A 25,756-nucleotide genomic window follows, 5' to 3' on the forward strand; every position below is an offset into this window, starting at 1 on the left:
CGTCCCGCCCCTCGCCTCTGCCCGCCGCCGTCACATCGACATCGCCATATGGTCAATCTTCACGAGGATAGACATCCTCCGGCGGGCAGGACCCGACCGCGGCCCATCGCCCGATGCGGCGGACCAGATCCGGCGTGGCCGCCGACTCCGCGTGGCCGAAGCCGGGCTCGATCCACAGCTCCTTCGGCTCGTGCGCGGCCTCGTAGATCTGGTGCGCGTGGTCGAGGGGGAAGAACCGGTCCGCGTCGCCGTGCACGACCAGCAGCGGCACCGGTGAGATCTTCGCGGCCGCCTCGTACGGCGCCAGCGGCAGCGGGTCCCACACGCCCTTCGTGATCCTGGTGCGCTTGCCCAGGCGCGCGGCCAGGCGCCCGACCGGCCTCTCGATCGCCCAGTGCACCTGTCGCATCGGCCTGGTCCCCCGGTAGTACCACCGGGCGGGCGCGCTCACCGACACCACCGCGTCCGTGCCGCCCAGCACCCCCGAGTGCCGTACGGCCACCGCCCCGCCCATGGAGAACCCGACGGTCACGACCCTCCGGTAACCGATCGCCCGCGCGTGCCGTACCGCCGCCTCCACGTCGAAGATCTCCAGGTCTCCCACGGTCGACCAGCCCTCCGAGCGGCCGTGTCCCCTGAAGTCGAACGCCAGCACCCCGCCGAACCCGCTGAGCACGTGGGCGATGCGGCGCGTGGCGCGTTCCCTGAGCGACCCGGTGAAGCCGTGGGCCAGGACGATCCCGAGGTCGTCCGTGCCGCGCGAGGGGGTGTGGGCGGCGTCTATCCGCAGATTGTCCCGGGTTTTGAGCATTACGGGAAACGACGGTGCGAGAGGCATGGATCCGAGCTTAGGGAGTGCCGCACGCCCGGTTGCGCCCCGGTTGTGCCCCGGGCACGACCCCGTCCGCCGTACAGGTCGCAGGCCCCGGCGGGGGTGCCGGAGGGTGTCCGGAGGGTGAATTGGCGCCCTTCATACGCCGGAGGCGTGAGAGCGATTGTCCGGATCAACTAAAATGGGAGGGCCGCACAGTCCGCGGTCAGCCTCCACGATCACAGAGTGAGACTCCATCATGCCTTTGAACAGCCGCGACGACCTGCGGAACATCGCGATCATCGCGCACGTCGACCACGGCAAGACCACTCTCGTGGATGCCATGCTCTGGCAGTCGGGCGCCTTCCGCGTCAACCAGGACGTGGATGACCGTGTCATGGACTCCAACGACCTCGAACGCGAGAAGGGGATCACCATTCTCGCGAAGAACACCGCCGTCAAGCACGGCGGCATGACGCTCAACATCATCGACACCCCGGGCCACGCCGACTTCGGCGGTGAGGTCGAGCGGGGCCTGTCCATGGTCGACGGTGTCGTGCTGCTGGTCGACGCCTCCGAGGGGCCGTTGCCGCAGACCCGGTTCGTGCTGCGCAAGGCGTTCGCCGCCAAGATGCCGGTCATCCTGTGCATCAACAAGGTCGACCGCCCCGACTCCCGGATCAAGGAGGTCGTGGACGAGGTCTACGAGCTCTTCATCGACCTGGACGCCACCGAGGAGCAGATCGACTTCCCGATCGTCTACGCCTCGGCCAAGGCCGGACGCGCCTCGCTCAACCGCCCCGAGGACGCCGGGATGCCGGACTCCGAGGACCTGGAGCCGCTGTTCGAGGTCATCAAGAACACGATCCCGGCCCCGGTGTACGACCCGACGGCCCCCCTGCAGGCGCACGTCACCAACCTGGACGCCTCGTCCTACCTGGGCCGGATCGCGCTCTGCCGCGTCCACCAGGGCACCATCAAGAAGGGCCAGCAGGTCGCCTGGTGCCGCACCGACGGCAGCATCCAGCGGGTGAAGATCACCGAGCTGCTGATGACCGACGCGCTGGAGCGCAAGCCCGCCGAGGAGGCGGGCCCCGGCGACATCATCGCGATCGCCGGCATCCCGGACATCATGATCGGCGAGACCCTCGCCGACCCCGAGGACCCGCGCCCGCTGCCCCTCATCACGGTCGACGAGCCCGCGATCTCCATGACCGTCGGCACCAACACCTCGCCGCTGGTCGGCAGGGTCAAGGGCTCCAAGGTCACCGCCCGCATGGTCAAGGACCGGCTCGAGAAGGAGCTCGTCGGCAACGTGTCGCTGCGCGTCCTGCCGACCGAACGTCCCGACGCGTGGGAGGTGCAGGGACGTGGCGAGCTGGCGCTGGCCATCCTGGTCGAGCAGATGCGCCGCGAGGGCTACGAGCTGACCGTCGGCAAGCCGCAGGTCGTCACCAAGCTCATCGACGGCAAGATCCACGAGCCGGTCGAGCGGGTGACCATCGACTGCCCGGAGGAATACCTCGGGGCGATCACCCAGCTGCTCGCCGTCCGCAAGGGCCGCATGGAGCACATGACCAACCACGGCACCGGCTGGATCCGCATGGAGTTCGTGGTCCCGGCCCGGGGCCTGATCGGCTTCCGTACCGAGTTCCTGACCGAGACCCGCGGCACCGGCATCGTGAACCACGTGTTCGAGGACTACGAGCCGTGGTTCGGCGAGCTGCGCACCCGCAACAACGGCTCGCTGGTCGCCGACCGGTCGGGCCCGGTGACCCCGTTCGCCATGCTGAACCTGCAGGAGCGCGGTGTCCTGTTCGTCCAGCCGACCACCGAGGTCTACGAGGGCATGATCGTTGGTGAGAACTCGCGCGCCGACGACATGGACGTGAACATCACCAAGGAGAAGAAGCTCACCAACATGCGCTCCTCGACGAGCGACACGACGGAGACGCTGATCCCGCCGCGCCAGCTCTCGCTGGAGCAGGCGCTGGAGTTCATCCGCGAGGACGAGTGCGTGGAGATCACGCCGGAGACCGTGCGCATCCGCAAGGTCGTCCTCGACGCCTCGACCCGCGCCAGGACCACCGCCCGCGCCAAGCGCACCAACTGATCCTCACCGCTCCACCGTCCCGCCGGGCACACCCGGCGGGACGGTTTTGTTCGGTTCGGCGTCGCGTAAGACGGCGTCGTCCGATCCGGCATCGCGTGAGACGGCGTAATCCGATCCGGCTTCGCCTGGGACGGCGTCGTCCGATCTCGTATCGCGTAAAACGGCATCGCCTGATCCGGCGTCATCCGACCCGGCACCGCGTAAAACGGCATCGCCTGATCCGGCGTCGCATGAGATGACTTCGTCCGGACGACGTGGTCAATCCGGTTTCGCGCCGGACAAGGGTTCGCACGCCACGACTTTGCGTGGCGAGACGGCGTGGTGGCCCCGGCACCCGCTCTGTCCTGGGGTAGGAACCCTGTACTGGCCGTTCCCCGTCACGGCAGGGGAGCCCAGGACTCGTACGGGGGATATCTCATGCTTCACAGAACCTGTCTCGCCATGGCCGTCTCGCTCGGCACGGTGCTGGCCGGAGCCGGAACCGTTCCGGCCGCCCAGGCGATGTCACAGATGTCACAAACCTCTCAAAACTCGCAGATCTCGCAGATCTCGCAGGTGTCACGGATGCCGGGGTCGGCATCGTGGTCCCGACCTTCGGCCAAGGCCGTCATCAAGGACACGGCCGGGAGGAACGTCGGCTTCCTGCGCATCGACCACGGGCCGGACGACAAGTCCAGGCTCTCCGTCTCCGTCACCGGCCTGCCCGCCGGTTATCACGGCTTCCACATCCACATGAAGGGCGTCTGCGACCCCAGGGCGATCGACCCGGTCACCCGCAGCCCCTTCTCCAGCGCGGGCGCGCACTTCACCATCCACCCGGCCAGGCACAGCGGGCACTCCGGCGACCTGCCCAACCTCCTCGTCGCCGAGGACGGCACCGGCGAGGCGACCGTCGTGACCGACCGCTTCCGGGTGGAACAGCTCTTCGACGGCGACGGCAGCTCCGTCATCGTCCACGCCCTGCCGGACAACCACTCCAACATCCCCGACCGCTACAGCCACCCGGGCGGTGGCACCGGCCCGGACGCGGAAACCCTCAAGGCGGGAGACTCCGGCGGGCGCGTCGCCTGCGGTGTGATCACCAGGAACCAGTGATTTTCACCCCCCTCCAAGGGAGGCCGGACAGGATTCCATACCGGAAGGGGGATCATCACCATGCAGATCATGACCGGCCGGATGCAACCGGCCCTGCTGCTCTCGTGGGTGGCCTTCACCACGCTCGTAGTGCTGCTCACCTGACATCCCTTCCGGTACGGCTCCCTCAGGGGGACGGAGCCGTACCGGATGGCCACCCGGAAACGCCGGGACGATCAGCCGGGCGTCAGGGACTCTCACACGGCGGCTCGATCCTCGCTTCCGCGTCCCGCCTCACCGCCCTCGCGTCCCGCCTCGCGAGGGCCCTCAGCCGCCGAGTTCCCGCTTGCGCCGCAGCAGGGCGGCGCGGTCGGCACGGGCCCTGAACAGGACCGCCACAGCGAGCACGACCAGCGTCGCGGCGACGGCGACCCCCGCCGTACCGGCCCAGGTGCCCCTGGCGGCCGCGATCGCGGCCGTCCCCGCCGTCAGCAGGCCCGTCGCGGCCACCGCCAGCCAGGCGGCGATCACCCGGTCGAGGGCGAACAGCGGCGTCCTTCGGGTCAGCGCCCAGGCCCCGTAACCGGCCCAGCTCAGGCCGAGCGCGACCAGCGCGCCGAAGGCCAGGTGGGTGCGGCCCGGCAGGGCGGGCTCCGTGGCCCACAGCAGGCCGGTGAACAGCGCCCCGCCCAGACCGCCCAGCAGCGCCACGACGTTGCCGACCCGGCGGCGCAGCGACAGCGGCCCGGCCAGCCTGCCGATCATGTCATCGGGGTTCATGCTCGGTATCCCTTCTCCGTGAGCTGGGCGCGCAGCATGCGCCGCGCGCGGGACAGGCGTGACTTGACCGTGCCGACGGGGACGGCGCATACCTGCGCGCAGTCCTCCAGGGAGAGGTCCTGCAGATAGAACAGCACGAGGACCTCCCGCTCCCTGACCGGCAGCTCCGACAGGCCCGCAAGCAGGTCGGCACGGTCCACGAGGGCGTCGGCGGGATCGGCGGACGCCCGCTCCTCCCCCATGGGGATCTCGGGCCTGGCGTACTCCTCGCGGAGCCGGTCGGCCACCGCGCGCCTGGCGATCGTGAACAGCCAGGGCGCGAACCTGCCCGGCTCCTTCAGGCGCGGCAGCCCGCGCACCACGGCCACCCAGACCTCCTGGGCCACGTCGTCGGCCCGCGAGGGGCCCAGCATGCGCCGTACGTAGTTCCACACCGGATCGTGCCAGGCCCGGACCAACTCCGCGAACGCCTCGCGCTCGCCGAGCCGGCACCGGACCACCAGTAGTTCGTCAGTCACCCTGCCTCCTCGCCCAGAACAGTCGGGAAACGGGCGCGGAAGGTTCACGCCTCCTCCGCCGGACCTTTCACCGCTCCTTCCGCCGGTTCTCCCGCCCGGCCTCTCACCGGTTCCCCCACCAGGCCTCTCACCGGTTCCCCCAGCGGTTCCCTCACCGCTTCTCCCAGCGGTTCCCTCACCGCTCTCCGGCGGCGGCGTGGCCGTCATGGGCTGCCGTAGTACTTCCTCCCCGGCTCGGGGCGCCCACCGTACAGCTCGGACAGCGTCACGAACCTGAAGCCCCTGGCGGCGAGCCGGTCCAGCAGCCGGGGGACGGCCTGGACCGTGGTGGCGTGGATGTCGTGCATCAACACGACGGAGCCCGGTTCGGCCTCGGCCCCGCGCTGGGCGACGATCTCGGAGTCCTGGTCGCGCCAGTCGAGCGTGTCGACGTCCCACATGATCTGGGCGAGCCCCAGCTGGCGGCTCTCGGCGGCGACCCTGTCGTCGGTCAGCCCGTACGGCGGGCGCATGAGGATCATCGTCACCCCGGTCACCTGCTTGACGATCCACTGGGTACGGCCCAGTTCCTCCCTGATCCCGGCCTGCGACAGCAGGGGCAGCCGCGGGTGGGCCCAGGTGTGGTTGCCCAGCTCGTGCCCCTCGGCCACCATCCTGCGGAGGATGCCCACGCCACTCCCGGAGACCATGCGCCCGACGACGAAGAACGTCGCCCTGGCCCGGTGCCCGGCGAGGATGTCGAGCAACGGTCCGGTGTAGGCCCCCGGCCCGTCGTCGAAGGTCAGCGCCACGCACTTGATCCGCACGCAGTTGATCCGGCGCGCCCGGGGAGAGACGGGAAGGTCCTCCCACGCCCCGCGCGGCCGTGCCTCACCGGGTCGAAGCCCGGGAACGGTCGTGGGGACGGGCTCTCCGGGAGCGTACGGCGAGGGTTCGCCGGCGCCGGAGGCGCCGGCCGTGGGCACGGGCACGCCGGGCGTGGCCGGTACGGGCGCCTGGGGCCCGGGGCTGCCGGACGGCACCGGTCGCTCGAACCCGGCGGGCCCCGCGATGGCGGGGAACACCACTGTCGCCGGTTCCACCGAGCCCACCAGGGCGATCGGGGACGTGCGCTCCCAGAGCGTGAGAAGCAGCACCACCGGCACGGCCCACACCCGCCACCCCCGCATGCTTCCCCCCGAAAGCGCCGCGGGGACGGCGAGCGGCCCGGCCGGGTCCCCCCGCAAGATCATGGCCAGGTATTTCACCAGGATGGGACATCGATCACCGGTTGCCCGTACCGACGCGCCACTTCATGCCACATCCGGCGAGATGCGCACCCTGGGGCCATCTCTCATCCGATGCGGCAGTTGAAACTTTGAAAACAGAATGACGCACAGGGAGCGGGCCGTGGCGCCGCGGGGTCAGGTGCCCGCCCGGGAGCCTCAGGAGCGGTCGGGCGTCTCCCGGGGTTCCGTCACGACCATCATGAACCGCAGCGGCGTGTCCCCCTCGTTGGCGTACTTGTGCGGACGGTCGGCGCTGAACACGACCGCGTCGCCCGTCTCCGCGACGTGGCTCTTGCCGTACACCGAGAGGGTGAGCCGCCCTTCGAGGACGGTCAGCATCTCGCGCGTGCCCGGGGGGTGGGCGTCGCCGTCGTGGTGGTCGCCGGGGGCCAGCCGCCAGTCCCACAACTCCAGGATGGCGGGCGCGTCGGTGCCGACCAGCAGGCGCGCGGTGCTGGACTCCCCGTGCGGGAAGGTGACGACGTCGGAGCCGCTGACCACCCGGACCACGGGGGTGTCGGAGACCTCCACCATTCGCGCGACCGTCACCCCGAGGGCGTCGGCGATGCGGGTGAGCGTGCTGATGCTCGGGTTCGTCCTGCCCTGCTCGACCTGGACGAGCATGCCCCGGCTCACTCCCGAGCGCGCGGCGAGCTCGTCGAGGGTCATCTGCCGGTGCGCCCGCTGGGCCCGCACGTTGTTGGCGACCGCGGCGGTGATCGTCTCTGGGTCCATGAGTTCAGTGTAGTGAACTTGCTTTGCACTCCATTGCACCACATATATTGTTCTATTAGAACAGTCTATTGAACCGGGGTGGAACGTGACGGCTGTGATGCTGGCGACGGCCTGCGCGGTGGTGTACGGCACCGCCGACTTCCTCGGCGGTCTGGCCACCCGCAGGTCGCGGGTGCTCGCGGTGGTGGTCCTCTCCCAGCTCGCCGGGCTGGCCCTGATCGTCGCGCTGCTGCCGTTCCTGCCCGAGGCCCCCTCGTTCGCGGCCCTCGCCTGGGGCGCGGTCTCCGGGCTCTGCGGCACGGCGGGGGTCGTGCTGTTCTACCGGGCGCTGGCCACCGGCGTGATGTCGGTGGTGGCGCCGATCACCGCGACGGTCTCGGCGGCGCTGCCTGTGCTGTTCGGGCTGGCCGTCGGGGAGCGACCCGAGCCGGTCGCGCTGGGCGGGGTGGTCCTCGCGCTGCTGGCGGTCCTGCTGGTGAGCCGCGGGTCCTCGGACAGGAGGGCCACCCGGGGGTACGGCCCGATCCTGGCCGCGCTCGCCGCGGGCGCGGGTTTCGGCGGCTTCTTCGTCATCATCGCCCAGGCTCCGGCGGACGGTGGCATGTGGCCGCTGCTCGGGGCACGCCTGATCTCGGTCGCCTCCATCGCCCTGCTGGCCCTGGCCACCCGCCGCACCCTGCGCCCCGGGCCCGGCACGTTGCGCGTCATCTTCGCGGCCGGAATGCTCGACATGGCCGCCAACGTGCTCTTCATGCTCGCCCAGCAGCGCGGGATGCTCAGCCTCGTCGCCGTCCTGGTCTCGCTCTACCCGGCGAGCACCCTGCTGCTCGCCCGCCATTTCCTGGGAGAACGGCTCAACACGGTCCAGGTGGTGGGAATCGGTTTCACCCTCGCCGCGGTCGCGCTGATCGCCTCCGGTTGACACGATGTCGCGAACTGACTCTGTTGTGTTGAAGCCGGGGGCTTGTTACGGTCATCCCCGTGCAGCCCGAGCGGGCGTTTCTCGACTCCGGCGGGCCGTTCGCGCACACGGCTGTCGCGTACGGTTCCGATTCCGGTTTCCTGCGCCTCGTCCAGCCCCTGATCGCCGGCGCCCTCCGTGAGGACCGGCGGGTCCTGGTCGTCACGGGCGAGCGTGGGCTCGACCTGATCGGTGACGCCTTCGGCGCCGACACCCGCCTCATCGACCGCCACCTCGCCGGGAAGTGGTACACCCACCCGACGCGGACCCTCGCCGCCTTCCACGACTACGTCCGGCAGCGGGAGCGGGCGCTGGTCATCGGGGAGCCGGTGTGGTCGGGCTGGACCGAGCGGCAGGCCCGCGAGTGGATCCGCTACGAGTCGGTGCTCAACGCCGCCTTCGCTGGAATCCCGGTCAGCCTGTGGTGCCTGTACGACGAGACGCTGGCGCTCGACCACGTCCTCCATACCCATCCCACGGAGCTGAGCGGCGCCGGTCTGCGGCGCAGTGACCGCTACATCTCCCCGGAGCGGTTCGCGCTGCCGGGAGACGACCTCCCCCTCCCCGGCCCACCGCCGTCCGCGGTGGCCACCGACTTCACCCTGGAGGAGCTGGGGCGGCTGCGCGCCCTCGTCACCGACCACGCGCGCCGGGTGGGCATGAGGCGCGACCTGATCGCCTCACTCGTGCTGAGCGTCTCGGAGATGGCGGCCAACAGCGTGGAGCACGGGGCGGGACACGGCCGGGCGACCATCTGGGCGGTCGGCGGCGAGATCGTGTGCGAGATCGCCGACTCCGGCGGCGGCGACCTGGACGTCCCGCTGCCCGGATATCTCCCGCCCGAGCCCGGGTCGCCGCGCGGCTACGGGCTCTGGATCAGCCGCCAGCTCTGTGACCTGGTGCAGGTGCGCGGCGTGGACGGCGAGCTGAGGGTCAGGCTCCACATGGCGCTGGACTGACATCCTCCGCCGACGCGCGAAGACCCCGGGCGCGCGTACGGCCCGCACCCGGGAGACGGGCGGGGCCGTACGTGAGGGGCCGGGGGGAGGGGGGTCAGGCGGCCTGGACCTCCTCGGACACGCGGAGGCCACCCTCCTCGCGGGCGTAGCCTTCGAGCATGGTGCGGAGCTGGCGCCGGCCCCGGTGGAGGCGGGACATGACCGTGCCTATGGGGGTGCCCATCCGCTCGGCGATCTCCTTGTAGGCGAAGCCCTCGACGTCGGCCAGATAGACGGCCACCCGGAAGTCCTCGGGCAGGGATCGCAGGGCGTTCATGACCGCGCTGTCGGGCAGCTGCTCCAGCGCCTCGGTCTCGGCGGACTTGAGACCGCTGGACATGTGGGACTCGGCGGCGGCGAGCTGCCAGTCCTCGATCTCCTCGGTGGCCGAGAGCTTGGGCGAGCGCTGCTTCTTGCGGTAGTCGTTGATGAAGTTGTTGGTCAGAATGCGGTGCAGCCACGCCTTGAGGTTGGTTCCCTCGCGAAACTGGTGGTACGAGGTGAAGGCCTTGGTGACGGTCTCCTGGACCAGGTCCTCGGCGTCGGCGGTGTTACGGGTCAGACGCATCGCGGACGCGTAGAGCTGGCTGGTGACCGGCACGACGTCACGCTCGAACCAGTCCTGGCGTTGCTCTTCCGTCATCGTGATCATTGGACCCCCCTCGTGCTTTTCCCCCCATTACCGCCCGGCAAAGATACGACGCACCTCTTCTGACGGCGTACCTGATGCTCGCAGGCACCTCGTAAGGAGGCCGTTAAAAGCTCTACATGGTCAGGGGATTGATCTTTGGCTGTGCCAACGGCGGGTGCGACACGCTCTACAGCCGGACAAGTCTCAGTATCGTAACATCGTTCTCCTGAATCGGTAGAAGATGTGTCCATCATCACATAACCCCAGGTGGTGCCCCATTTGGGGTCACGAAAAAGGCCGATCGCCATGTCCCGGAAACCCGCCGGCGGACGGCCGAGGCCGCCCGCCGGGTCGAGGCCCGCGCCCTGAGAAACTCCGACACCCATCTCCACGTCTCCCCGCTTCCCACGCATTGGGGACTTAATCTCTTCCTAAGAGACGGGCGGGCACACCCCCGCGGTTCACCTGGGCATCCCCAACCATCTTCCTTCCCGTACGAATTCCGGTACGGCTTCCCGTACGGCCAGGTAAAAGACCGGATCGGCCTGTCGGGAACGGTCGTGGGGTCTTGCGACGGCCCGGCCGCGACAAGCGATGCTCATCGCGGCTCGCGGGCCCGCCGTCGATCATCGCGCCGGGCAGGGGCGCCGGACAGAGACACCGGCCAGGCGCCGGACAGAGACACCGGGCAAAAGTGCCGGGCAAGAGTGTCCCGCAAAAACACCGGGCAGAGGTGCCGCGCAGGAGTGTCCGGCAAGGACACCGGGCAAAGGTGTCGGACAGGAGTTCCAGGCTGAGGTCAGGCGGCCTTCGCCGGGTCGACCTCGAAGAAGGCGGCGAGGTCGTCGAGGATGGAGTGCGCTCCCTGGATGCCGACGGCGGTCATCCAGGTGGCGTCGCTGACGTCGTGCTTGACGCCCTTGAGCCTGCCCCAGAGCGGGTTGGCCTCGAACTTCTCCTTGACCGGCTCGACCGCCGGGTCCTCGTAGACCGAGACGAAGATGTGCTCGGCGTCCAGCTGGGAGATGTTCTCCTGGCTGATCGGAACCATGACGGTGTCGGTGACGGTCGGCTGGTCCTCGGGGCGCGGGAAGCCGACGTCCTTCAGCACCAGGCCCGAGTAGGAGTTCTCCACGTACAGGCGGACGGTCGGCTCACCGGCGAACCGGGCGACGGAGACGGTGGGCAGTTCGCCGTCCTTGGCCTTGATGGACTCGCCGATCTTGGCGGCGCGGTCCTGATACTCCTTGATCTTCCGCTCGGCGAGGTCCTCCTTGCCCAGAGCCTCGCCCACGAGCTTGAGGTTGTCCTTCCAGATGGCCCCGGTGGTCTCGCTGAAGACCGTCGGCGCGATCTGCGACAGCTTGTCGTACAGCGCCTCGTGGCGGATCTTGGCGGAGACGATCAGGTCGGGCTTGAGGGCGACGATCCGCTCCAGGCTCGGCTGCTCCAGGGTGCCGACCGACGTCGCCTCCTTGGCGTGGCCGAGGACCGGGGCCAGATACTCGGGAAGCTTCTCCTTCATCGTCCGGTAGCTGGTGAAGCCCACGACGTCGGTTTCCAGGGTCAGCACCGCGTCGACGAAACTCTGGTCGAGGGCCACGACCCGCTTGGGCCGGGCCGGGATCTCGGTCTCGCCCATGACGTGCTTCACCGTCCGGGGATAGGCCGCCGCGTCGCTCACCGCGGGGGCGGACGCGCCCGCGGTGCCGGAGGTCTCCCCGGCGGGGGCGGAGGTGGCCGAACCACAGGCGGCGAGGCCGCCGGACAGCACCACTCCCGCCACCCCGAGGGCCAGGGCGCGCAACGCTCTCATGTTCATGGATCCCTTCACCAAATTATGGCCAACCTTATTTAGCTTAGCCATACCTAACCTGGCATACTCGTACCGGCCCAGGCAAGAAAGAGGAGGTCAGGTGATCAATACGGTGGCCGTCTCACGGCCCGCCCCCGGCGCGGGCCTGAAAAAGACCCACTGGCGCCGTCTTTTCATCCTGACCGGATTACTCGCCGTCCTCGCGCTGGCGGTCGTGCTGAGCCTCGCCGTCGGCGCCAAACCGGTCCCTCCCGCCGACGTCTGGCACGCGCTCGCCGGCCCCACCGGCACCGAGAACGACATCGTCGTCCGGTCGCTGCGGATCCCCAGGACCGTCATCGGCGTCATGGCCGGGATCGCCCTCGGCGTCGCGGGCGCCCTCATGCAGGGCCACACCCGCAACCCGCTGGCCGACCCCGGGCTGCTCGGCGTCACCCAGGGGGCGGCGTTCGCGATGGTCCTCAGCATCATCGTGCTGGGCGTCAGCAGCCCGTACGGCTACATCTGGTTCGGTCTCGCCGGGGCTCTCCTCGCCAGCGCGGGGGTGTTCGCCCTCGGCATGGCGGGCGGCAGGGGCGGTCCCACGCCGGTGACCCTGGCCCTCGCGGGCACCGCGGTCAGCGCGTTCCTGTACGGGCTCACCTCGGCGCTGGTCCTGCTGGACGAGCAGGCCATGGACGTCTTCCGCTTCTGGCAGTCGGGCTCCATCGCGGCCAGGGGCGCGGACGTGGCCTGGCAGGTGCTCCCCTTCATCGCTGCCGGCCTGGTCCTGGCCCTGGTCAACGCGCCCGGTCTCAACGCGCTCTCCCTGGGCGAGGACGTCGCCCGCGCGCTCGGCCAGAACATCACCCTGACCCGCGTCGTCGGCATCGCCGCCATCACCCTGCTCAGCGGCGCCTCCGTGGCGGCCTGCGGCTCGCTGGCCTTCATCGGCCTGATCGTGCCGCACCTGACCCGGCCGCTCTCGGGCCCCGACCACCGGTGGCTGCTGCCGTACTCGGGCCTGGCGGGCGCCGCCGCCCTGCTGCTCGCCGACGTGATCGGCCGCGTGGTCGCCTTCCCCGGCGAGCTGGAGGTGGGCGTGGTCCTCGCCCTCGCCGGAGCGCCGTTCTTCATCGTTTTGGTACGACGCAGGAAGCCGGTGCGGCTGTGACCACCTCCACCGCGCCCTCCCCGAAGTCCCCCACCGCGCCCTCCGGGAGGCGGGCGCTGCGCGTCGGCCCCGCCTCCTGGCCGCTCCGGCCGCGCTCCGCCGTCGCGGCACTGGTCCTGCTGGCCGCCACGACGCTGTTCATGGCGCTCAGCATGCGCCTCGGCGACATCCCGATGAGCGTCCTCGAGGTCTTCCGCGCGATCACCGGCGACGGGTCCGACCATTTCGTGATCATGGAGCTCCGGCTCCCCCGCGCGCTGACCGGCGCCCTCGTCGGCGCGGCGCTCGCCCTGGCCGGGGCGATCACCCAGGCCATCGCCCGCAACCCGCTGGCCAGCCCCGACATCCTGGGCGTCACCACCGGCGCCAGCGTGACCGTGGTCGCGGTCATCGTGGCGGCGGGAAACACCTGGGGCGGCACCAGCGGCCCCCTCGCCGAGGTGGGCATCCCGCTCGTGGGCCTGCTCGGCGGCCTGGCCGGCGCGCTGGCCGTCTACCTGCTGGCCTGGCGCAACGGCCTGGACGGCTACCGGCTCGTCCTGGTCGGCATCGGGGTCTCGGCGGTCTGCACCAACCTCAAGTACTGGCTGCTGACCGTCGGCGACGTCAACGACAGCAGCCGGGCCATGGTCTGGATCAGCGGATCGCTGCACGGCCGGGGCTGGGAGCACGTGGTGCCGGTCGCGATCGCGCTCGCCGTCCTCGTCCCGGCGACGCTGCTCGGCACCCGCTCGCTCGGCGCGCTGCGCTTCGGCGACGACACCGTGACCGGCCTGGGCGTACGGATGAACCTCGCCAGGGGCGTGATGATCCTCGCGGCCGTGCTGCTCGCGGCGACGGCGACCGCCTCGGCCGGGCCGATCGCGTTCGTCGCCCTGGCCGCCCCGCAGATCGCGCTGCGCCTGGCGGGGGTGGCGCAGCCCCCGCTGGTCGTCTCGGCCCTCGTGGGCGCGGTCCTCACCACCGGTGCCGACCTGGTCGCCCGGACCGCGTTCACCCCGGACGAGCTGCCGGTGGGCGTGGTCACCGCGGTCCTCGGCGCCCCCTACCTGATCTATCTCCTCATCCGTGTGCGCAGAGAGGCCCGCCAGTGAGACTGCAAGCCGTCAACGTCAGGCTGGGATACGGGGATCGCGTCGTCGTCGACGGTCTCGATCTCGGGATCGAGGCCGGGACGGTGACCACGATCATCGGCCCGAACGGGTGCGGCAAGTCCACGCTGCTGCGCGCCATGGGGCGGCTGCTCAAGCCCTCAGGTGGCGAGGTGCTGCTCGACGGCAAGCGCATCGACAAGATGCCCTCCAAGGAGGTCGCCAGGATCCTGGGCGTGCTGCCGCAGGCCCCCTCGGCGCCCGAGGGACTGACCGTCGCCGACCTGGTCGCCAGGGGACGGCACCCGCACCAGACCTGGTACCGCCAGTGGTCCTCCGACGACGAGTCCACGGTCGCCGAGGCCCTGGCCATGACCGGCCTGCTCGATCTGGGCGACCGCCCGCTGGACGAGCTGTCCGGCGGGCAGCGGCAACGGGCGTGGATCTCCATGGCCCTCGCCCAGGGCACCGACCTGCTGCTGCTCGACGAGCCGACGACCTTCCTCGACCTGGCCCACCAGGTCGAGGTGCTGGAGCTGGTACGCAGGCTCCACAGGGAGCTGGACCGCACCGTGGTGATGGTCCTGCACGACCTGAACCTCGCCGCCCGCTACGCCGACCGCCTGGTGGCCATGCGGGACGGCAGGGTCGTCGCCGCGGGACCTCCGGCCGAGGTGCTCACCGAGGCCCTGCTGGCGGAGGTCTTCGAGCTGGACGCCAAGGTCATCGAGGACCCGGTGGCCGGCACCCCGCTGGTCATCCCCATCGGCACCCTGTCCCAACGCTGACCCGCCCCACCCGTTCCGTCCGTTCCGTCCGGGAACGCCCAGAACGCCGTCCAGGCGCACCGGAGCGATGCCCCCACCCACGCCGACGCCCCGGCCGATGACGGCGGGGCGAGGCGAGGGGAACGGAGGGAGCGGGACTCAGTCTCCGAGGAGCGCGTCCACGAAGACCTCGGGGTCGAACGGGGCCAGGTCGTCGGGCCCCTCACCGAGGCCGACCAGCTTGACCGGGACGCCCAGCTCGCGCTGGACGGAGATGATGATGCCGCCCTTGGCGGTGCCGTCGAGCTTGGTCAGGGCGATGCCGGTGATGTTGACGACCTCGGCGAACACCTGGGCCTGGCGCATGCCGTTCTGACCCGTGGTGGCGTCGAGGACGAGCAGGACCTCATCGACCGTGGCCTTCTTCTCGATGACGCGCTTGACCTTGCCGAGCTCGTCCATCAGGCCGGTCTTGGTGTGCAGCCGCCCGGCGGTGTCGACGATCACCACGTCGGCCTTCTCCCTGATGCCCTCGGCGACGGCGTCGAAGGCCACCGAGGCGGGGTCGCCGCCCTCGGGGCCGCGTACGACCGCGGCCCCGACACGGTCTCCCCAGGTCTGCAGCTGGTCGGCGGCGGCGGCGCGGAAGGTGTCGGCGGCGCCCAGCACGACCTTGCCACCGTCGCCGATGAGGACGCGCGCCAGCTTGCCGGTGGTGGTGGTCTTGCCGGTGCCGTTGACGCCGACCACGAGGACCACCGCGGGGCGCTCGCCGTGCGGCGTGACGTGCAGCGTGCGGTCCATGTCGACGCCGATCTGGACGAGCAGCTGCTCCCTGAGCAGGGCGCGCGCCTCCTCAGGCGTCCGGCTGCCCAGCACCTTCACCCGGGTGCGCAGCTCGTCGACCATCGCCCGGGTCGGCGTCACGCCGACGTCGGCGGTGATCAGGGTCTCCTCGATCTCGTCCCAGGCGTCGTCGTCGAGACGGTCGCGGGAGAGCAGCTCCAGGAGCCCCTTGCCCAGCGTGCTCTGTGACCGGGCCAGGCGGGCGCGGAGCCGCACCATCCGTCCGGCGGACGGCGGCGGAACCTCGATCACCGGGGCGACGACGGTGACCTCGACGGGCTCGACCGGCTTGGCCGGCGGCGGCACGGTGGTCGTCGTCGCGTCGTCGTCCACGACCGAGCCCCGGCCAGGGGCCCTCGTCTCCTCGGGGATCGACGGCGCCTCGGGCGGTTCGACCCGCGGCGGCGCGGTCTTGCCCCCCGACCTGAACAGCAGGAGCATGCCGCCGGCCGCCAGCACGGCGATGACGACGATGATCGCGATTATGCCGAGATAGGCTTCCACAAGACCACAGTTTTCCAGACGCCCCGGGATGCTCCGACACCCCGGTGCTCCCGACGGCCTCGCGATCCTTCACCGACGGTCACCACTCGACCCCCCGGACACGCGCTCGCCGCCGCCTCCCCCGGAGAACCGCCTCACCCGAGAACGGCGCGGACACCCGTCTCCCCCGACGACTCCGACGGATGGCTCAGACGGACTCGTGTTCCCTCAGGCGCTGGCTGATCACCTGGGTGACGCCGTCCCCGCGCATCGACACGCCGTACAGCGCGTCGGCGATCTCCATGGTGCGCTTCTGGTGGGTGATGATGATGATCTGCGAGGTCTGCCTGAGCTCCTCGAAGAGGGTCAGCAGGCGCTGGGTGTTGGTGTCGTCCAGCGCGGCCTCGACCTCGTCCATCACGTAGAACGGCGAGGGGCGCGCCTTGAAAATGGACACGAGGAACGCCACCGCGGTCAGCGACCGCTCGCCGCCCGACAGCAGCGACAGCCGCTTGACCTTCTTGCCCGGCGGCCGGGCCTCGACCTCGACACCGGTGGTCAGCATGTTCTCGGGGTCGGTGAGCAGGAGCCTGCCCTCGCCGCCGGGGAACACCCGCGTGAAGATCGTCTCGAACTCGCGGGCCACGTCCGCGAAGGCCGCGCCGAAGACCTGCTCGACCCGGTCGTCGACCTCCTTGACCACCAGCAGCAGGTCGCGGCGGGTCTTCTTGAGGTCCTCCAGCTGCGAGGTGAGGAACGAGTGCCGCTCCTCGAGCGCCGCGAACTCCTCGAGCGCGAGCGGGTTGACCTTGCCGAGCTGGGCCATCTGGCGATCGGCCGCCCTGGCCCGCTTGAGCTGCTCGTCGCGGTCGTAGGGGACGGGCTCGCCGTCGGCCGTCGGGATCGGCTCGTCGGGGCCGTACTCGGCGATGAGGGTGTCGGCCTCGACGCCGTACTCCTCCACCGCCCGCCCCTCCAGCTGCTCCAGGCGGAGCCGCTGCTCGGTACGGGCCACCTCGCTGCCGTGTGCCCGGTTGACCAGCTTGTCCAGCTCGCCGGAGAGCTCCCGGACCCGGATCCTGACCGCCTTGAGAGAGGCGTCGATCTGCCCGCGCGCCCGCTCGGCCTCGTCACGCTCGCCGGCGGCGACCTCCAGGGAGGTCTCCAGCGCGCGCAGCGCCAGCTCGGCGCCCCGGACGACCGCCTGGGCCGTCCGGGCCTGCCTGCGCCGCCACTCGCGGCGCTCGGCCGCTCTGGAACGCTCCTCGCGCTCACGCTCGGCGGCGCGCGTCAGCTCGTCGGCCCTGCCCTCGATGCCCCTGACCCGCTCCTCGGCCGTCCGTACGGCGAGGCGGACCTCCATCTCGTCCTGCCTGGCCGCCGCGCAGATCTCGGCGAGCTCGTCGCGGAGGTCGGTGGTGGGCTCGGTCTCCAGCTCCTCGGCGCCGACGGCCGCGGCGAGCCGCTCCTCCAGCTCGGCGAGACCGGCCGCGTCGCGGTCGCGCGCCTCCTCGGCGGCCCGTACGCCCCTGGCCAGGCGCTCGCACTCGTCGTGGGCGGCCTTGGCGGCGGCGCCCAGCTGGGCGAGCCGCTTCGCCACCGCGGCGACCCTCTGGTCCGCGTCGCGCTGCCTGGCCCTGACCCGATCTAGGGCGGCCTGGGCCGCGTTGACCCCGGCCTGCGCGTTCTGCACACCCGTCTGTGCCTCGGCGACCCGCGCCTGGGCGGTCTCGACCGCGAGCTGCGCCTCCGCCTCGGCCTCGGCGGTCTCCTCCAGCTCCGTTCCCGCCAGCTCGGCGGCGACCCTGGCCTCGGCCAGGTCGGCGGCGGCCTCGTCGAGGGCGGCCCGCATCTGCAGCGCGGAGGTGCCGCCCGCCGAACCCCCCTTGGCCGCGTGGGCACCCAGCAGGTCGCCGGATCGGGTGACGGCCCGCAGCCCGGGGCGCTGCTCGACCGCCTTCCTCGCGGTCGCCAGGTCGTCCACGACGAGCACGTCCGCGAGCAGGTGGGCGGCGGCGGCCCGCAGCTCCGCGGAGACCGTGACCAGGTCGATCGCCCACTCGGCCCCGGCCAGCGGCACCTCGCCCGGCGAACCCGGCGAACCCGGCGAACCCGCCCCGCCCGAGGCGATGACGAGGGTGGCGTGGCCACCGTCGTGGCCCCTGAGGAACTCGATGGCGTCGGCGGCGCTCTGCAGCGACTCGACGGCGACGGCCTCGGCCGCGGCCCCGAGCACGGCGGCGACGGCCACCTCGGCACCGGGCCGCACGGACAGCATGGTCGCCACCGGGCCGAGCACCCCGGCCAGGTCGGCGGCGAGCAGCGCGGCGGCGCCGTCGGCACCACCGGCCAGGCCCATCTCCAGCGCCTCGAACCTGGCCTCGAGCGCGGCCACCTGGCGCTGCGCCTGCTGGTCGGCCTTTCGGGCGGCGGCGAGGGCGGCCCTGGCGGCGCCGAGCGCGGAGTTCGGGCCCGCGACGGCCGCCTTGGCCTCCTCGACCACGGTTCTGGCCGACTCGACGGACTCCCTGGCCTGCTCGACCGTCTCCAGGGCGATCTCCAGCTCCTCGGCGAGGGCGGGATCTGCGGACGGCTCGGCACGCTCCTGGCCGTCGTGTTCGGCCTGGGCCTCCTCGGCGCGCTGCTCGGCCTCCTCCAGCGAGCGCCGCAGCCTGCCGATCTCCTCCTCGGCGGCCCCCGCCCGGCTGCGCGCCGCCCCGGCCTGCCCTCTGAGCCTGGCCAGGCCCTCGCGCCGGTCGGCGGCGGCCCTGGCCTCCGCGGCCAGCCGTCGCTCCTCGGCGGCGAGCGCGGCCTCGGTCTCGGCGCGCCGGGCCACCGCTCCGGCGAGCGACTCCCGCTCCCCTTCGAGCAGCTCGGCCAGGACCCGCTCCTGCTCGCGGACCTCCTCGGCCTCGCGCTCGAAGTCCTCGGGGTCGCGCCCGCGCCGCTCCACCGCGGTGTCGGTGGCGTGCCGGTGCCGCTCGGCGGCGAGCCCGGCCAGGCCCCTGAGACGCTCGCGAAGGGAGGAGAGGCGAAAGAACGTCTCCTGTGCGGCGGCCAGGCGCGGCTGGGCCTCGGCCTCGGCGGTCTCCAGCTCGGACTCGGCGACCTGGCTCTGCTCCAGCTCGGTCTCCACCGCGGCGCGGCGGGTGAGGACGGCCGCCTCGTCGGCCATCTCCCGTTCCAGGGTGGTCCGCAGGGTGAGCACGTCGTCGGCGAGCAGCCGGAGCCTGGCGTCACGCAGGTCGGCCTGGATGACGGCGGCCTTACGGGCGATCTCGGCCTGGCGGCCCAGCGGTTTGAGCTGGCGGCGCAGCTCGGTGGTGAGGTCCTGGACCCGCGTCATGTTGGCCTGCATGGCGTCGAGCTTCCGCAGCGCCTTCTCCTTGCGCTTGCGGTGCTTCAGGACGCCCGCGGCCTCCTCGATGAACGCCCTGCGCTCCTCGGGCCCAGCGTGCAGCACCTGGTCGAGCTGGCCCTGCCCGACGATGACGTGCATCTCGCGGCCGATGCCGGAGTCGGACAGGAGCTCCTGGATGTCGAGCAGGCGGCAGGTGTCGCCGTTGATGGCGTACTCGCTCTGGCCCGCCCGGAACATCAGGCGGCTGATCGTCACCTCGGTGTAGTCGATCGGGAGCATGCCGTCGGTGTTGTCGATGGTCAGCGTGACCTCGGCGCGTCCCAGCGGGGCCCGCGAGGAGGTGCCGGCGAAGATGACGTCCTCCATCTTGCCGCCGCGCAGCGACTTGGCGCTGTGCTCGCCCATGACCCAGGCCAGGGCGTCGACCACGTTGGACTTGCCGGAGCCGTTGGGACCGACGACGGCGGTGATGCCCGGCTCGAACCGGAGCGTGGTGGCCGAGGCGAAGGATTTGAACCCGCGCAGGGTAAGGGTCTTGAGATACAACGAAACCCCCCATCCACGGCGCGGCCGCGCCGACCGGCGTGTCACGCGCCGCGTCCCGGGCGCCGGTGAACGCGTCTTCCCTTGTCAGCCCATGGCTTCGGTCACGCGGGAAGACTACCGTTCTTCACCCGCGCCCGCCCGCGCACGGCCTATGGTGCCCTGCATGGACGCGGAACGCGGTGGGGACGGAGCTCCATCACACCCATCGGGCGGCAGAAGTCTTCTCAGGAGACGCGCCTTCCTCGTGGGCGGCGGGCTGGCCGCGCTCGGCCTCGGTGGCGCCGCTCTGGCCGCCGGGCCCGACGGCATCCGGGACGCGTACGCCCAGATCGTCTGCGGCGCGGTCCCCGAGCCTCCGGTGACCTCTCCGGGAACGCTCCAGCGGAGCCGGGTCGACCGGCGGCGCGTGATCGTCGGACTGCCGCCGGGGGCGGGGGACGGGCTGCCCGTGGTGATCATGCTTCACGGGGCCGCGGGCGACGCGCGCACGCCGTTCGACGTCTACGCGGTCGACCGCTATCTGGCCGCGGGGGGCGGGCGCTTCGCGGTGGCCTCCATCGACGACTGGCCCTCCGCCGACATTCCGGGCACGCTGCTGCCCTATCTGAACATGAACGGGATGGACACCACGAAGATCGGGCTGATGGGCTGGTCGTCGGGCGGCGCCGGGGCGCTGAGACTGGCCGCGGAGCTGGGCCCCGAGCAGGTGGGGGCGGTGGTCGCGGCGTCGCCGACGGTGAGCGCGGCGCAGGCGCCGCTGCGCGAGCTCGTGAGCATCCCGGTCTGGCTGGGATGTGGCGAACGCGACGCATGGGCCCGGCAGACCCAGACCATGCTGAAGGGCCTGAAGGCACTGGGCGCCACGGCGGAAGGGGGAATCACCGATGGGTGCCAGGACACGGCGTACCGCCGCAGGGTCTTACCCGAGCAGCTGGCCTTCCTGGCACGACACATTGGACGCACGTGACGGATGTGACGTGCGTATCGATATGACAAGGGACGCCCCGACGAGGCGTCCCTGGACAGTGTGTTACGTCCCGGCCCCGTTAGGTGAGAGCCGGCTCGCGATCCTGCAGACGGTTGAACTCCTCGTCGCGGGTGCCGGCCGCGAGTTCGTCGTTCTGGGCCTGGAGCCGGGTGAGCTCTCCCTCGAGATCACGGATGCGCTGCTGGAGGCGACGCATTTCCGAGACCATACGAGGGTCGGGACCGCCGACGTGGCCGAGTAGAGCCTTCGCCATAGTAAAGGGTCCTCCACGCTGAGTGACCAGACTGGTTCGCGCACTTCTTTGCCGCGGGAGGGGTGCGCGTGGTTCTTTATCAAGAGTCGCACCGGTGAGGGAGGCGGTCAAGTTGAACGCTCCGGGTGGATGCACCAGTAGGCACTCTCGACAGTCAACTATACCTTATTTTGGGCGGTTTGGGGAAGTGGTCAGCGCTCGACAAAACCCTCGACACTGCCTTTGGTTTCGCTCCAGCGTTCGACGACTCCATCGACTCGGCCGGGTGTTCGTCCACTTCTGAGCAGCTCAAGCAGCATCGCGCACGACTTCTCAGGACCCTGCGCGACCACCTCGACCCGGCCGTCCTGGGTGTTGCGCGCCCACCCGGCCAGGCCGAGTTCGAGCGCCCTGGCACGCGTCCACCAGCGGAAACCCACCCCCTGCACGTGGCCTCTGACCCAGGCCGTCAGCCGCACCTCCGTCATGCCGCGCCACCTGTCGGCCGGGGCTGGCAGCGGGGGCAACTGTAGGAGGAACGGTTCATGAACGATTCGCGGATGATCGGGGCGCCGCACCGGGAGCAGGGCTCGTCGCGCCGACCGTAAACCGCGAGGGAGCGGTCGAAGTAACCGCTCTCCCCATTGACATTCACGTAAAGACTGTCGAAGGATGTGCCGCCCTCGGACAGGGCGGCGGCCATCACCCCCCGGGCGGCGGCCAGCAGCTCGGCCACCTTCGGACCGGTCAGCATCGCGGTGGGGCGGGCGCCGTGCAGCCTGGCCCGCCAGAGGGCCTCGTCGGCGTAGATGTTGCCGACACCGCTGATCAGCGACTGGTCCAGGAGTGCCCGCTTGACCTCGGTCTGCCGGGCGCGCAGCCGGTGGGCGAACCCGTCGTCGTCGAAGTGCTCCTCGAACGGGTCGGCCGCGATGTGCGCGATCGGCTCGGGCACATCGCGGCCGCCGGCGTGCGTCATGCCGGTCACCAGCACGTGGCCGAAGGTCCGCTGGTCGACGAAGCGCAGCTCGGGACCGCCGTCGGTGAAGCCGATCCGGACGCGCAGGTGCCTCTCCGGCTCCGAGTCCGGCTCCACGACCAGCAGCTGGCCGCTCATCCCGAGGTGGGCCAGGATCGCGTCGGAGCCGTCCAAGGGCAGCCAGAGGTATTTGCCCCTGCGCTCGGCGGGACCGACCGTGCGGCCCTTCAGCCGGGCGGAGAACTCCGTGGCGCCGGGGACGTGCCGCCTGATCGCCCTCGGGTGGAGCACCTCGGCGTGGGCGACGACCCGGCCGGAGACCCAACGCTCCAGGCCGCGGCGTACCACCTCGACCTCGGGCAGCTCGGGCATGCGTCCCTCCTCGGGCGACGGCTCAGCCGGTCAGCTGGCCTCGCGCCTCTCGCGGTCTTCGCGGATGCGGTTCCAGGCGGCCTCGGCGGCCTGCTGCTCGGCTTCCTTCTTCGAGCGCCCGGACCCCGAACCGTACGCCTCGCCGCCGACGCGGACGACCGCGGTGAAGGACTTGGCGTGGTCGGGACCGCTCTCCTCGACATGGTATTCGGGCACGCCCAGCGACTCGGACGCGGTGAGCTCCTGCAGGGAGGTCTTCCAGTCGAGCCCGGCGCCGAGCGAGGCGGAACGGGTGATGAGGGGGTCGAAGAGCAGGTGGACGACGCGGAACGCCTCGTCCAGGCCCCTGTTCACGTAAACCGCGCCGATGAGCGCCTCAAGGGTGTCGGCGAGGATCGAGGACTTGTCGCGCCCCCCGGTCCCCTCCTCGCCCCGGCCGAGCCGCAGGAAGCGGCCCAGGCCCAGCGAGCGGGCCACGTCGGCGAGGGCGCGCATGTTGACCACCGCGGCCCTGAGCTTGGCCAGCTGCCCCTCGGGCAGGTCCGGGTGGTTGCGGTAGAGGGTGTCGGTGACGACCAGGCCCAGCACCGAGTCGCCGAGGAACTCCAGGCGCTCGTTGGTCGGCAGGCCGCCGTTCTCGTACGCGTAGGAGCGGTGCGTCAGGGCCCGCTCCAGGATGGCGACGTCGAGGCGCACCAGAAGGACGCGCTCCAGCTCTTCCTTGACGAACTCGACGGCTACCGGCTTGACGCTTGTACCCACGGCTTCTCCTCGCACGTTCTCTCAGCGAATGCGCGATGGCGAAGGAAGGAACCAAAGATGCCCGAAGATGTGGTGGGCGCCGGGGGCACGCGTTCTACCGCGAACTCCGGCGTCCACCACAGCCGCGGGCGGACCGCCATCGCAGGGGGTGCAGACGGTGACGCCGACCGGGGCCCGTGGAGGACCCGGCCGGCATCCGTCGGTCAGAATGCGATCAGGCGGAGGGCTCGATCACCTGACGGCGGTTGTAAGTGCCGCAGGTCGGACACGCCACGTGCGGACGCTTCGGCGAGCGGCACTGGGGGCAGCTCACGAGCGAAACCGCGGCGGCCTTCCACTGCGACCTGCGGGAGCGAGTATTGCTCCGCGACATCTTGCGCTTGGGGACAGCCACGTCAGCTCTCCTGATCGTTGTTATGTTCCGGAACCAGACCCTGCAGCTTTGCCCAGCGGGCGTCGATCACCTCGTGGCCGTGGTCAGGCTCGGCATCGGCCAGCCTGACCCCACACTTCACGCAGAGCCCGGCGCAGTCTTCACTGCAGACCGGGCTCAACGGCAGTGTGAGCACAACCGCGTCGCGAAACACGGGTTCGAGGTCGAGAAGTTCACCGTTGAGAAGCGAGTCACTCTCGGCAGCATCCTCTGCCGAGTAGAAGAACAGCTCCTGGAAGTCCACCTCGGTTTGTGAGATGACCGGTTCCAGGCAGCGTGCGCACTCCCCCCGCAGCGGGGCTCGCGCAGTGCCCGTGACGAGCACACCCTCCATGACCGCCTCAAGCCGGATGTCCAGCTCGACGTCGGCGTCCTTGGGGACGCCGATCATGTCGACGCCGATGCTCGCCGGTGCCGGGAGAGAGAGATTCATCCGGCGCATCGACCCTGGTCGCCGCCCAAGGTCATGGGTTGAGATCACCCATGGGGCGCGGGGGTCAAGGTGCTGAGTCATTTCGCTCTCATTAGGCATGGCGCATCATCGCCGTCGTGCAAGGCCGAAATAAGAGAATAGCAGGGCCTAGCCCCTGAGCCGTTCGACCAGGAGTTCCTGCACAAGATCAGGTACCAGCCCGGCCACGTTCCCACCGTACTTGACGATCTCCTTGATGCGGCTGGACGACAGGAAGGAGACCTCGGGCCCGGTGGCCATGAACAGGGTCTCCACCCCGGACATCCGGTAGTTGAGCTGCGCCATCTGCAGCTCGTAGTCGAAGTCGCTGACCGCGCGCAGACCCTTCACGATGGCGGGGATCTCCTGCTGCCTGCAGTAGTCGACCAGGAGGCCGTGGAACTTGTCCACGCGGACGTTCCCGTACTCCTTGGTGACGGTCTGGAGCGTCTGGATGCGCTCCTCCACCGTGAACAGGCTCTTCTTCTCGATGTTGATCAGCACCGCCACGACGACCTCGTCGTACTGCCGGGAAGCCCGGCCGATGATGTCCAGATGACCGTTCGTGACGGGATCGAACGATCCCGGACAGACAACGCGACGCAAGGTGGACCCCCTGCTCTAAGGATTCCCGGCGGCGCGACCGTACCAAACGGACGCTTCGCCGTAACGACGGACCCTCTCCTCTTCGTACCCCGAGGGCCAGACCAGACCCTTCCCCCTGCTCTCCCGCTCCACCGCGACCAGCGCGTCCTCGGCCAGCCAGCCCCGGTCGCGCAGCAGCCCGAGCACCGTCTCCACCTCCTCGGCGCCCACCGCGTACGGCGGGTCGGCGAGGACGAGGTCGTACGGCCTCCCGGCGTCTTCCGCGCGCTCTGCGTCCCCGGCGGCCCTCGCGTCCCCGGCGCCTCCCGGGCCCCTGGCCAGCAGCCGCTCCACCCTGTCGGCGGCGACCTCGGCCCCCGGCAGTCCCAGCGAGGCGACGTTCTGCCTGATCGTCCGGACCGCCCTGGCGTCCGACTCCACGAGAAGCGCGTGATCGGCCCCCCGCGAGAGCGCCTCGAGCCCGAGCGCCCCCGACCCCGCGTAGAGGTCGAGCACCCGGCACCCCTCCAGCGGGCCGATCAGCGACCCCACGGTGGAGAAGATCCCCTCCCTGGCCCGGTCGCTGGTGGGGCGGGTTCCCCGCCCCGGCGGCACGGCCAGCCGCCGTCCTCCTGCGCTTCCCGCGATGACTCGGCTCACCCGGTCATCCTCTCAGTGACGTTCGCGCCATCGTTCCCGCTCCCGCCCCCGGGGGCGTCGTGCGCAGCCCGGCGTGTCGCGACGCATCACATAACCGCAGGTCAAAAGGGTCCTGGTAGGTGATCTAGGTCAAGAGTGGGCAAGGAGTGGCGACGAAAGCGTAAGGGTCGTTCCGTCCGGTGCCCGTCCCTTGCATGATGATTCCTGCGGCCTCCAAGTGACCCAGGGGGAGGCCGACCGGCGTGATCGTGAGCCCTTCCGCACGCCGGTGCTCTCGGCACCTGACCCGGGAGTGGGCCCAAGCGGGGACGGCATTCGGGGGGAGGCCGTCCCCGCAGTTGG

Annotated in this window: 25 protein-coding genes; 8 read left to right on the plus strand and 17 right to left on the minus strand. The window is 70.8% G+C overall.

From position 1 onward, the window contains the following. Positions 1-52 precede the first annotated feature (52 nt). A complete protein-coding gene (locus ACSDR0_RS09595) occupies positions 53-838 on the minus strand; it encodes an alpha/beta hydrolase (protein WP_435288406.1) in 786 nt (261 codons plus the stop codon). Positions 839-1,070: 232 nt separating this feature from the next. Between ACSDR0_RS09595 and typA the strand changes: the two genes are divergently transcribed. Further along, the gene (gene typA, locus ACSDR0_RS09600) at positions 1,071-2,924 is read left to right on the plus strand and encodes a translational GTPase TypA (RefSeq protein ID WP_435288407.1); all 1,854 of its coding nucleotides are present in this window, start codon (positions 1,071-1,073) and stop codon (positions 2,922-2,924) included. Between the two features lie 417 nt (positions 2,925-3,341). Next, a complete protein-coding gene (locus ACSDR0_RS09605) occupies positions 3,342-4,019 on the plus strand; it encodes a superoxide dismutase family protein (protein WP_435288408.1) in 678 nt (225 codons plus the stop codon). A 306-nt stretch (positions 4,020-4,325) separates the two neighbouring features. On the opposite strand, the gene ACSDR0_RS09610 is transcribed toward ACSDR0_RS09605, so the two are convergent. From ACSDR0_RS09610 to ACSDR0_RS09625, 4 genes are all read right to left on the minus strand, one after another. After that, positions 4,326-4,778, minus strand: a complete 453-nt coding sequence (locus ACSDR0_RS09610) for a hypothetical protein (protein WP_435288409.1) — start codon at positions 4,776-4,778, stop codon at positions 4,326-4,328. After that, entirely contained in the window at positions 4,775-5,296 is a 522-nt protein-coding gene (locus ACSDR0_RS09615; protein WP_435288410.1) for an RNA polymerase sigma factor, read from the minus strand. Before ACSDR0_RS09615 ends, ACSDR0_RS09610 begins: the two co-directional genes overlap by 4 nt. Before the next feature lie 203 nt (positions 5,297-5,499). After that, positions 5,500-6,528, minus strand: coding sequence for a polysaccharide deacetylase family protein (locus tag ACSDR0_RS09620; RefSeq protein WP_435288411.1), 1,029 nt, complete (start codon positions 6,526-6,528; stop codon positions 5,500-5,502). Positions 6,529-6,720: 192 nt separating this feature from the next. Beyond that, on the minus strand, positions 6,721-7,299 hold the full coding sequence (locus tag ACSDR0_RS09625; protein WP_435288412.1) for a helix-turn-helix domain-containing protein: 579 nt from the start codon (positions 7,297-7,299) through the stop codon (positions 6,721-6,723). An 85-nt stretch (positions 7,300-7,384) separates the two neighbouring features. Here ACSDR0_RS09625 and ACSDR0_RS09630 point away from each other — a divergent pair, with 85 nt between their 5' ends. Together ACSDR0_RS09630 and ACSDR0_RS09635 are read left to right on the plus strand one after the other, a co-directional pair. Next, complete coding sequence (locus ACSDR0_RS09630) at positions 7,385-8,221, plus strand: EamA family transporter (RefSeq protein ID WP_435288413.1); 837 nt, start codon at positions 7,385-7,387, stop codon at positions 8,219-8,221. A gap of 59 nt (positions 8,222-8,280) precedes the next feature. Next, a complete protein-coding gene (locus ACSDR0_RS09635; protein ID WP_435288414.1) occupies positions 8,281-9,219 on the plus strand; it encodes an anti-sigma factor RsbA family regulatory protein in 939 nt (312 codons plus the stop codon). Positions 9,220-9,313: 94 nt separating this feature from the next. On the opposite strand, the gene ACSDR0_RS09640 is transcribed toward ACSDR0_RS09635, so the two are convergent. After that, positions 9,314-9,910, minus strand: a complete 597-nt coding sequence (locus tag ACSDR0_RS09640; protein ID WP_435288415.1) for a sigma-70 family RNA polymerase sigma factor — start codon at positions 9,908-9,910, stop codon at positions 9,314-9,316. Positions 9,911-10,688: 778 nt separating this feature from the next. Then, positions 10,689-11,705, minus strand: coding sequence for an ABC transporter substrate-binding protein (locus tag ACSDR0_RS09645; RefSeq protein WP_435288416.1), 1,017 nt, complete (start codon positions 11,703-11,705; stop codon positions 10,689-10,691). A gap of 103 nt (positions 11,706-11,808) precedes the next feature. On the opposite strand from ACSDR0_RS09645, the gene ACSDR0_RS09650 reads away from it, so the two are divergent. The 3 genes from ACSDR0_RS09650 to ACSDR0_RS09660 are packed head-to-tail and all read left to right on the plus strand — an operon-like array spanning position 11,809 to position 14,737. Further along, positions 11,809-12,858: a FecCD family ABC transporter permease gene (locus ACSDR0_RS09650; RefSeq protein ID WP_435288584.1), complete on the plus strand. Its 1,050-nt coding sequence runs from the start codon at positions 11,809-11,811 to the stop codon at positions 12,856-12,858. Continuing rightward, positions 12,855-13,952: a FecCD family ABC transporter permease gene (locus tag ACSDR0_RS09655; protein ID WP_435288417.1), complete on the plus strand. Its 1,098-nt coding sequence runs from the start codon at positions 12,855-12,857 to the stop codon at positions 13,950-13,952. The genes ACSDR0_RS09650 and ACSDR0_RS09655 overlap by 4 nt, the downstream gene beginning before the upstream one ends. Continuing rightward, entirely contained in the window at positions 13,949-14,737 is a 789-nt protein-coding gene (locus tag ACSDR0_RS09660; RefSeq protein ID WP_435288418.1) for an ABC transporter ATP-binding protein, read from the plus strand. Before ACSDR0_RS09655 ends, ACSDR0_RS09660 begins: the two co-directional genes overlap by 4 nt. Positions 14,738-14,875: 138 nt before the next feature. Here ACSDR0_RS09660 and ftsY read toward each other — a convergent pair whose 3' ends face one another. After that, positions 14,876-16,066: a signal recognition particle-docking protein FtsY gene (gene ftsY / locus ACSDR0_RS09665; RefSeq protein ID WP_435288419.1), complete on the minus strand. Its 1,191-nt coding sequence runs from the start codon at positions 16,064-16,066 to the stop codon at positions 14,876-14,878. A gap of 187 nt (positions 16,067-16,253) precedes the next feature. After that, a complete protein-coding gene (smc, locus tag ACSDR0_RS09670; RefSeq protein ID WP_435288420.1) occupies positions 16,254-19,952 on the minus strand; it encodes a chromosome segregation protein SMC in 3,699 nt (1,232 codons plus the stop codon). 244 nt (positions 19,953-20,196) lie between these two features. On the opposite strand from smc, the gene ACSDR0_RS09675 reads away from it, so the two are divergent. After that, positions 20,197-20,919, plus strand: a complete 723-nt coding sequence (locus ACSDR0_RS09675) for an alpha/beta hydrolase-fold protein (protein WP_435288421.1) — start codon at positions 20,197-20,199, stop codon at positions 20,917-20,919. Positions 20,920-20,998: 79 nt separating this feature from the next. On the opposite strand, the gene ACSDR0_RS09680 is transcribed toward ACSDR0_RS09675, so the two are convergent. The 8 genes from ACSDR0_RS09680 to rsmD all read right to left on the minus strand — a co-directional run bounded on the left by ACSDR0_RS09680 (position 20,999) and on the right by rsmD (position 25,414). After that, positions 20,999-21,193, minus strand: a complete 195-nt coding sequence (locus tag ACSDR0_RS09680) for a hypothetical protein (RefSeq protein WP_344748163.1) — start codon at positions 21,191-21,193, stop codon at positions 20,999-21,001. Between the two features lie 191 nt (positions 21,194-21,384). Continuing rightward, positions 21,385-21,660 carry an acylphosphatase gene (locus ACSDR0_RS09685; protein WP_435288422.1) on the minus strand — a complete coding sequence of 92 codons (276 nt, stop codon included), beginning with the start codon at positions 21,658-21,660 and terminating at the stop codon, positions 21,385-21,387. Beyond that, positions 21,657-22,523 carry a bifunctional DNA-formamidopyrimidine glycosylase/DNA-(apurinic or apyrimidinic site) lyase gene (gene mutM / locus ACSDR0_RS09690; protein WP_435288423.1) on the minus strand — a complete coding sequence of 289 codons (867 nt, stop codon included), beginning with the start codon at positions 22,521-22,523 and terminating at the stop codon, positions 21,657-21,659. The genes ACSDR0_RS09685 and mutM overlap by 4 nt, the downstream gene beginning before the upstream one ends. 30 nt (positions 22,524-22,553) lie before the next feature. Continuing rightward, positions 22,554-23,237 (minus strand): ribonuclease III, encoded by a 684-nt coding sequence (gene rnc / locus ACSDR0_RS09695; protein WP_435288585.1) that lies wholly within the window; start codon positions 23,235-23,237, stop codon positions 22,554-22,556. Between the two features lie 262 nt (positions 23,238-23,499). Continuing rightward, positions 23,500-23,679 carry a 50S ribosomal protein L32 gene (gene rpmF, locus ACSDR0_RS09700; protein ID WP_012894381.1) on the minus strand — a complete coding sequence of 60 codons (180 nt, stop codon included), beginning with the start codon at positions 23,677-23,679 and terminating at the stop codon, positions 23,500-23,502. Position 23,680: 1 nt separating this feature from the next. Further along, positions 23,681-24,232, minus strand: a complete 552-nt coding sequence (locus tag ACSDR0_RS09705) for a YceD family protein (RefSeq protein ID WP_435288424.1) — start codon at positions 24,230-24,232, stop codon at positions 23,681-23,683. Positions 24,233-24,298: 66 nt separating this feature from the next. Continuing rightward, the gene (coaD, locus tag ACSDR0_RS09710; protein ID WP_329085210.1) at positions 24,299-24,775 is read right to left on the minus strand and encodes a pantetheine-phosphate adenylyltransferase; all 477 of its coding nucleotides are present in this window, start codon (positions 24,773-24,775) and stop codon (positions 24,299-24,301) included. Between the two features lie 15 nt (positions 24,776-24,790). After that, a complete protein-coding gene (gene rsmD, locus ACSDR0_RS09715) occupies positions 24,791-25,414 on the minus strand; it encodes a 16S rRNA (guanine(966)-N(2))-methyltransferase RsmD (RefSeq protein ID WP_435288425.1) in 624 nt (207 codons plus the stop codon). Positions 25,415-25,756: the final 342 nt, after the last annotated feature.

Origin of the sequence: Streptosporangium sp. G11 (genome assembly GCF_051192615.1) — a bacterium.
Lineage (GTDB): Bacteria > Actinomycetota > Actinomycetes > Streptosporangiales > Streptosporangiaceae > Streptosporangium.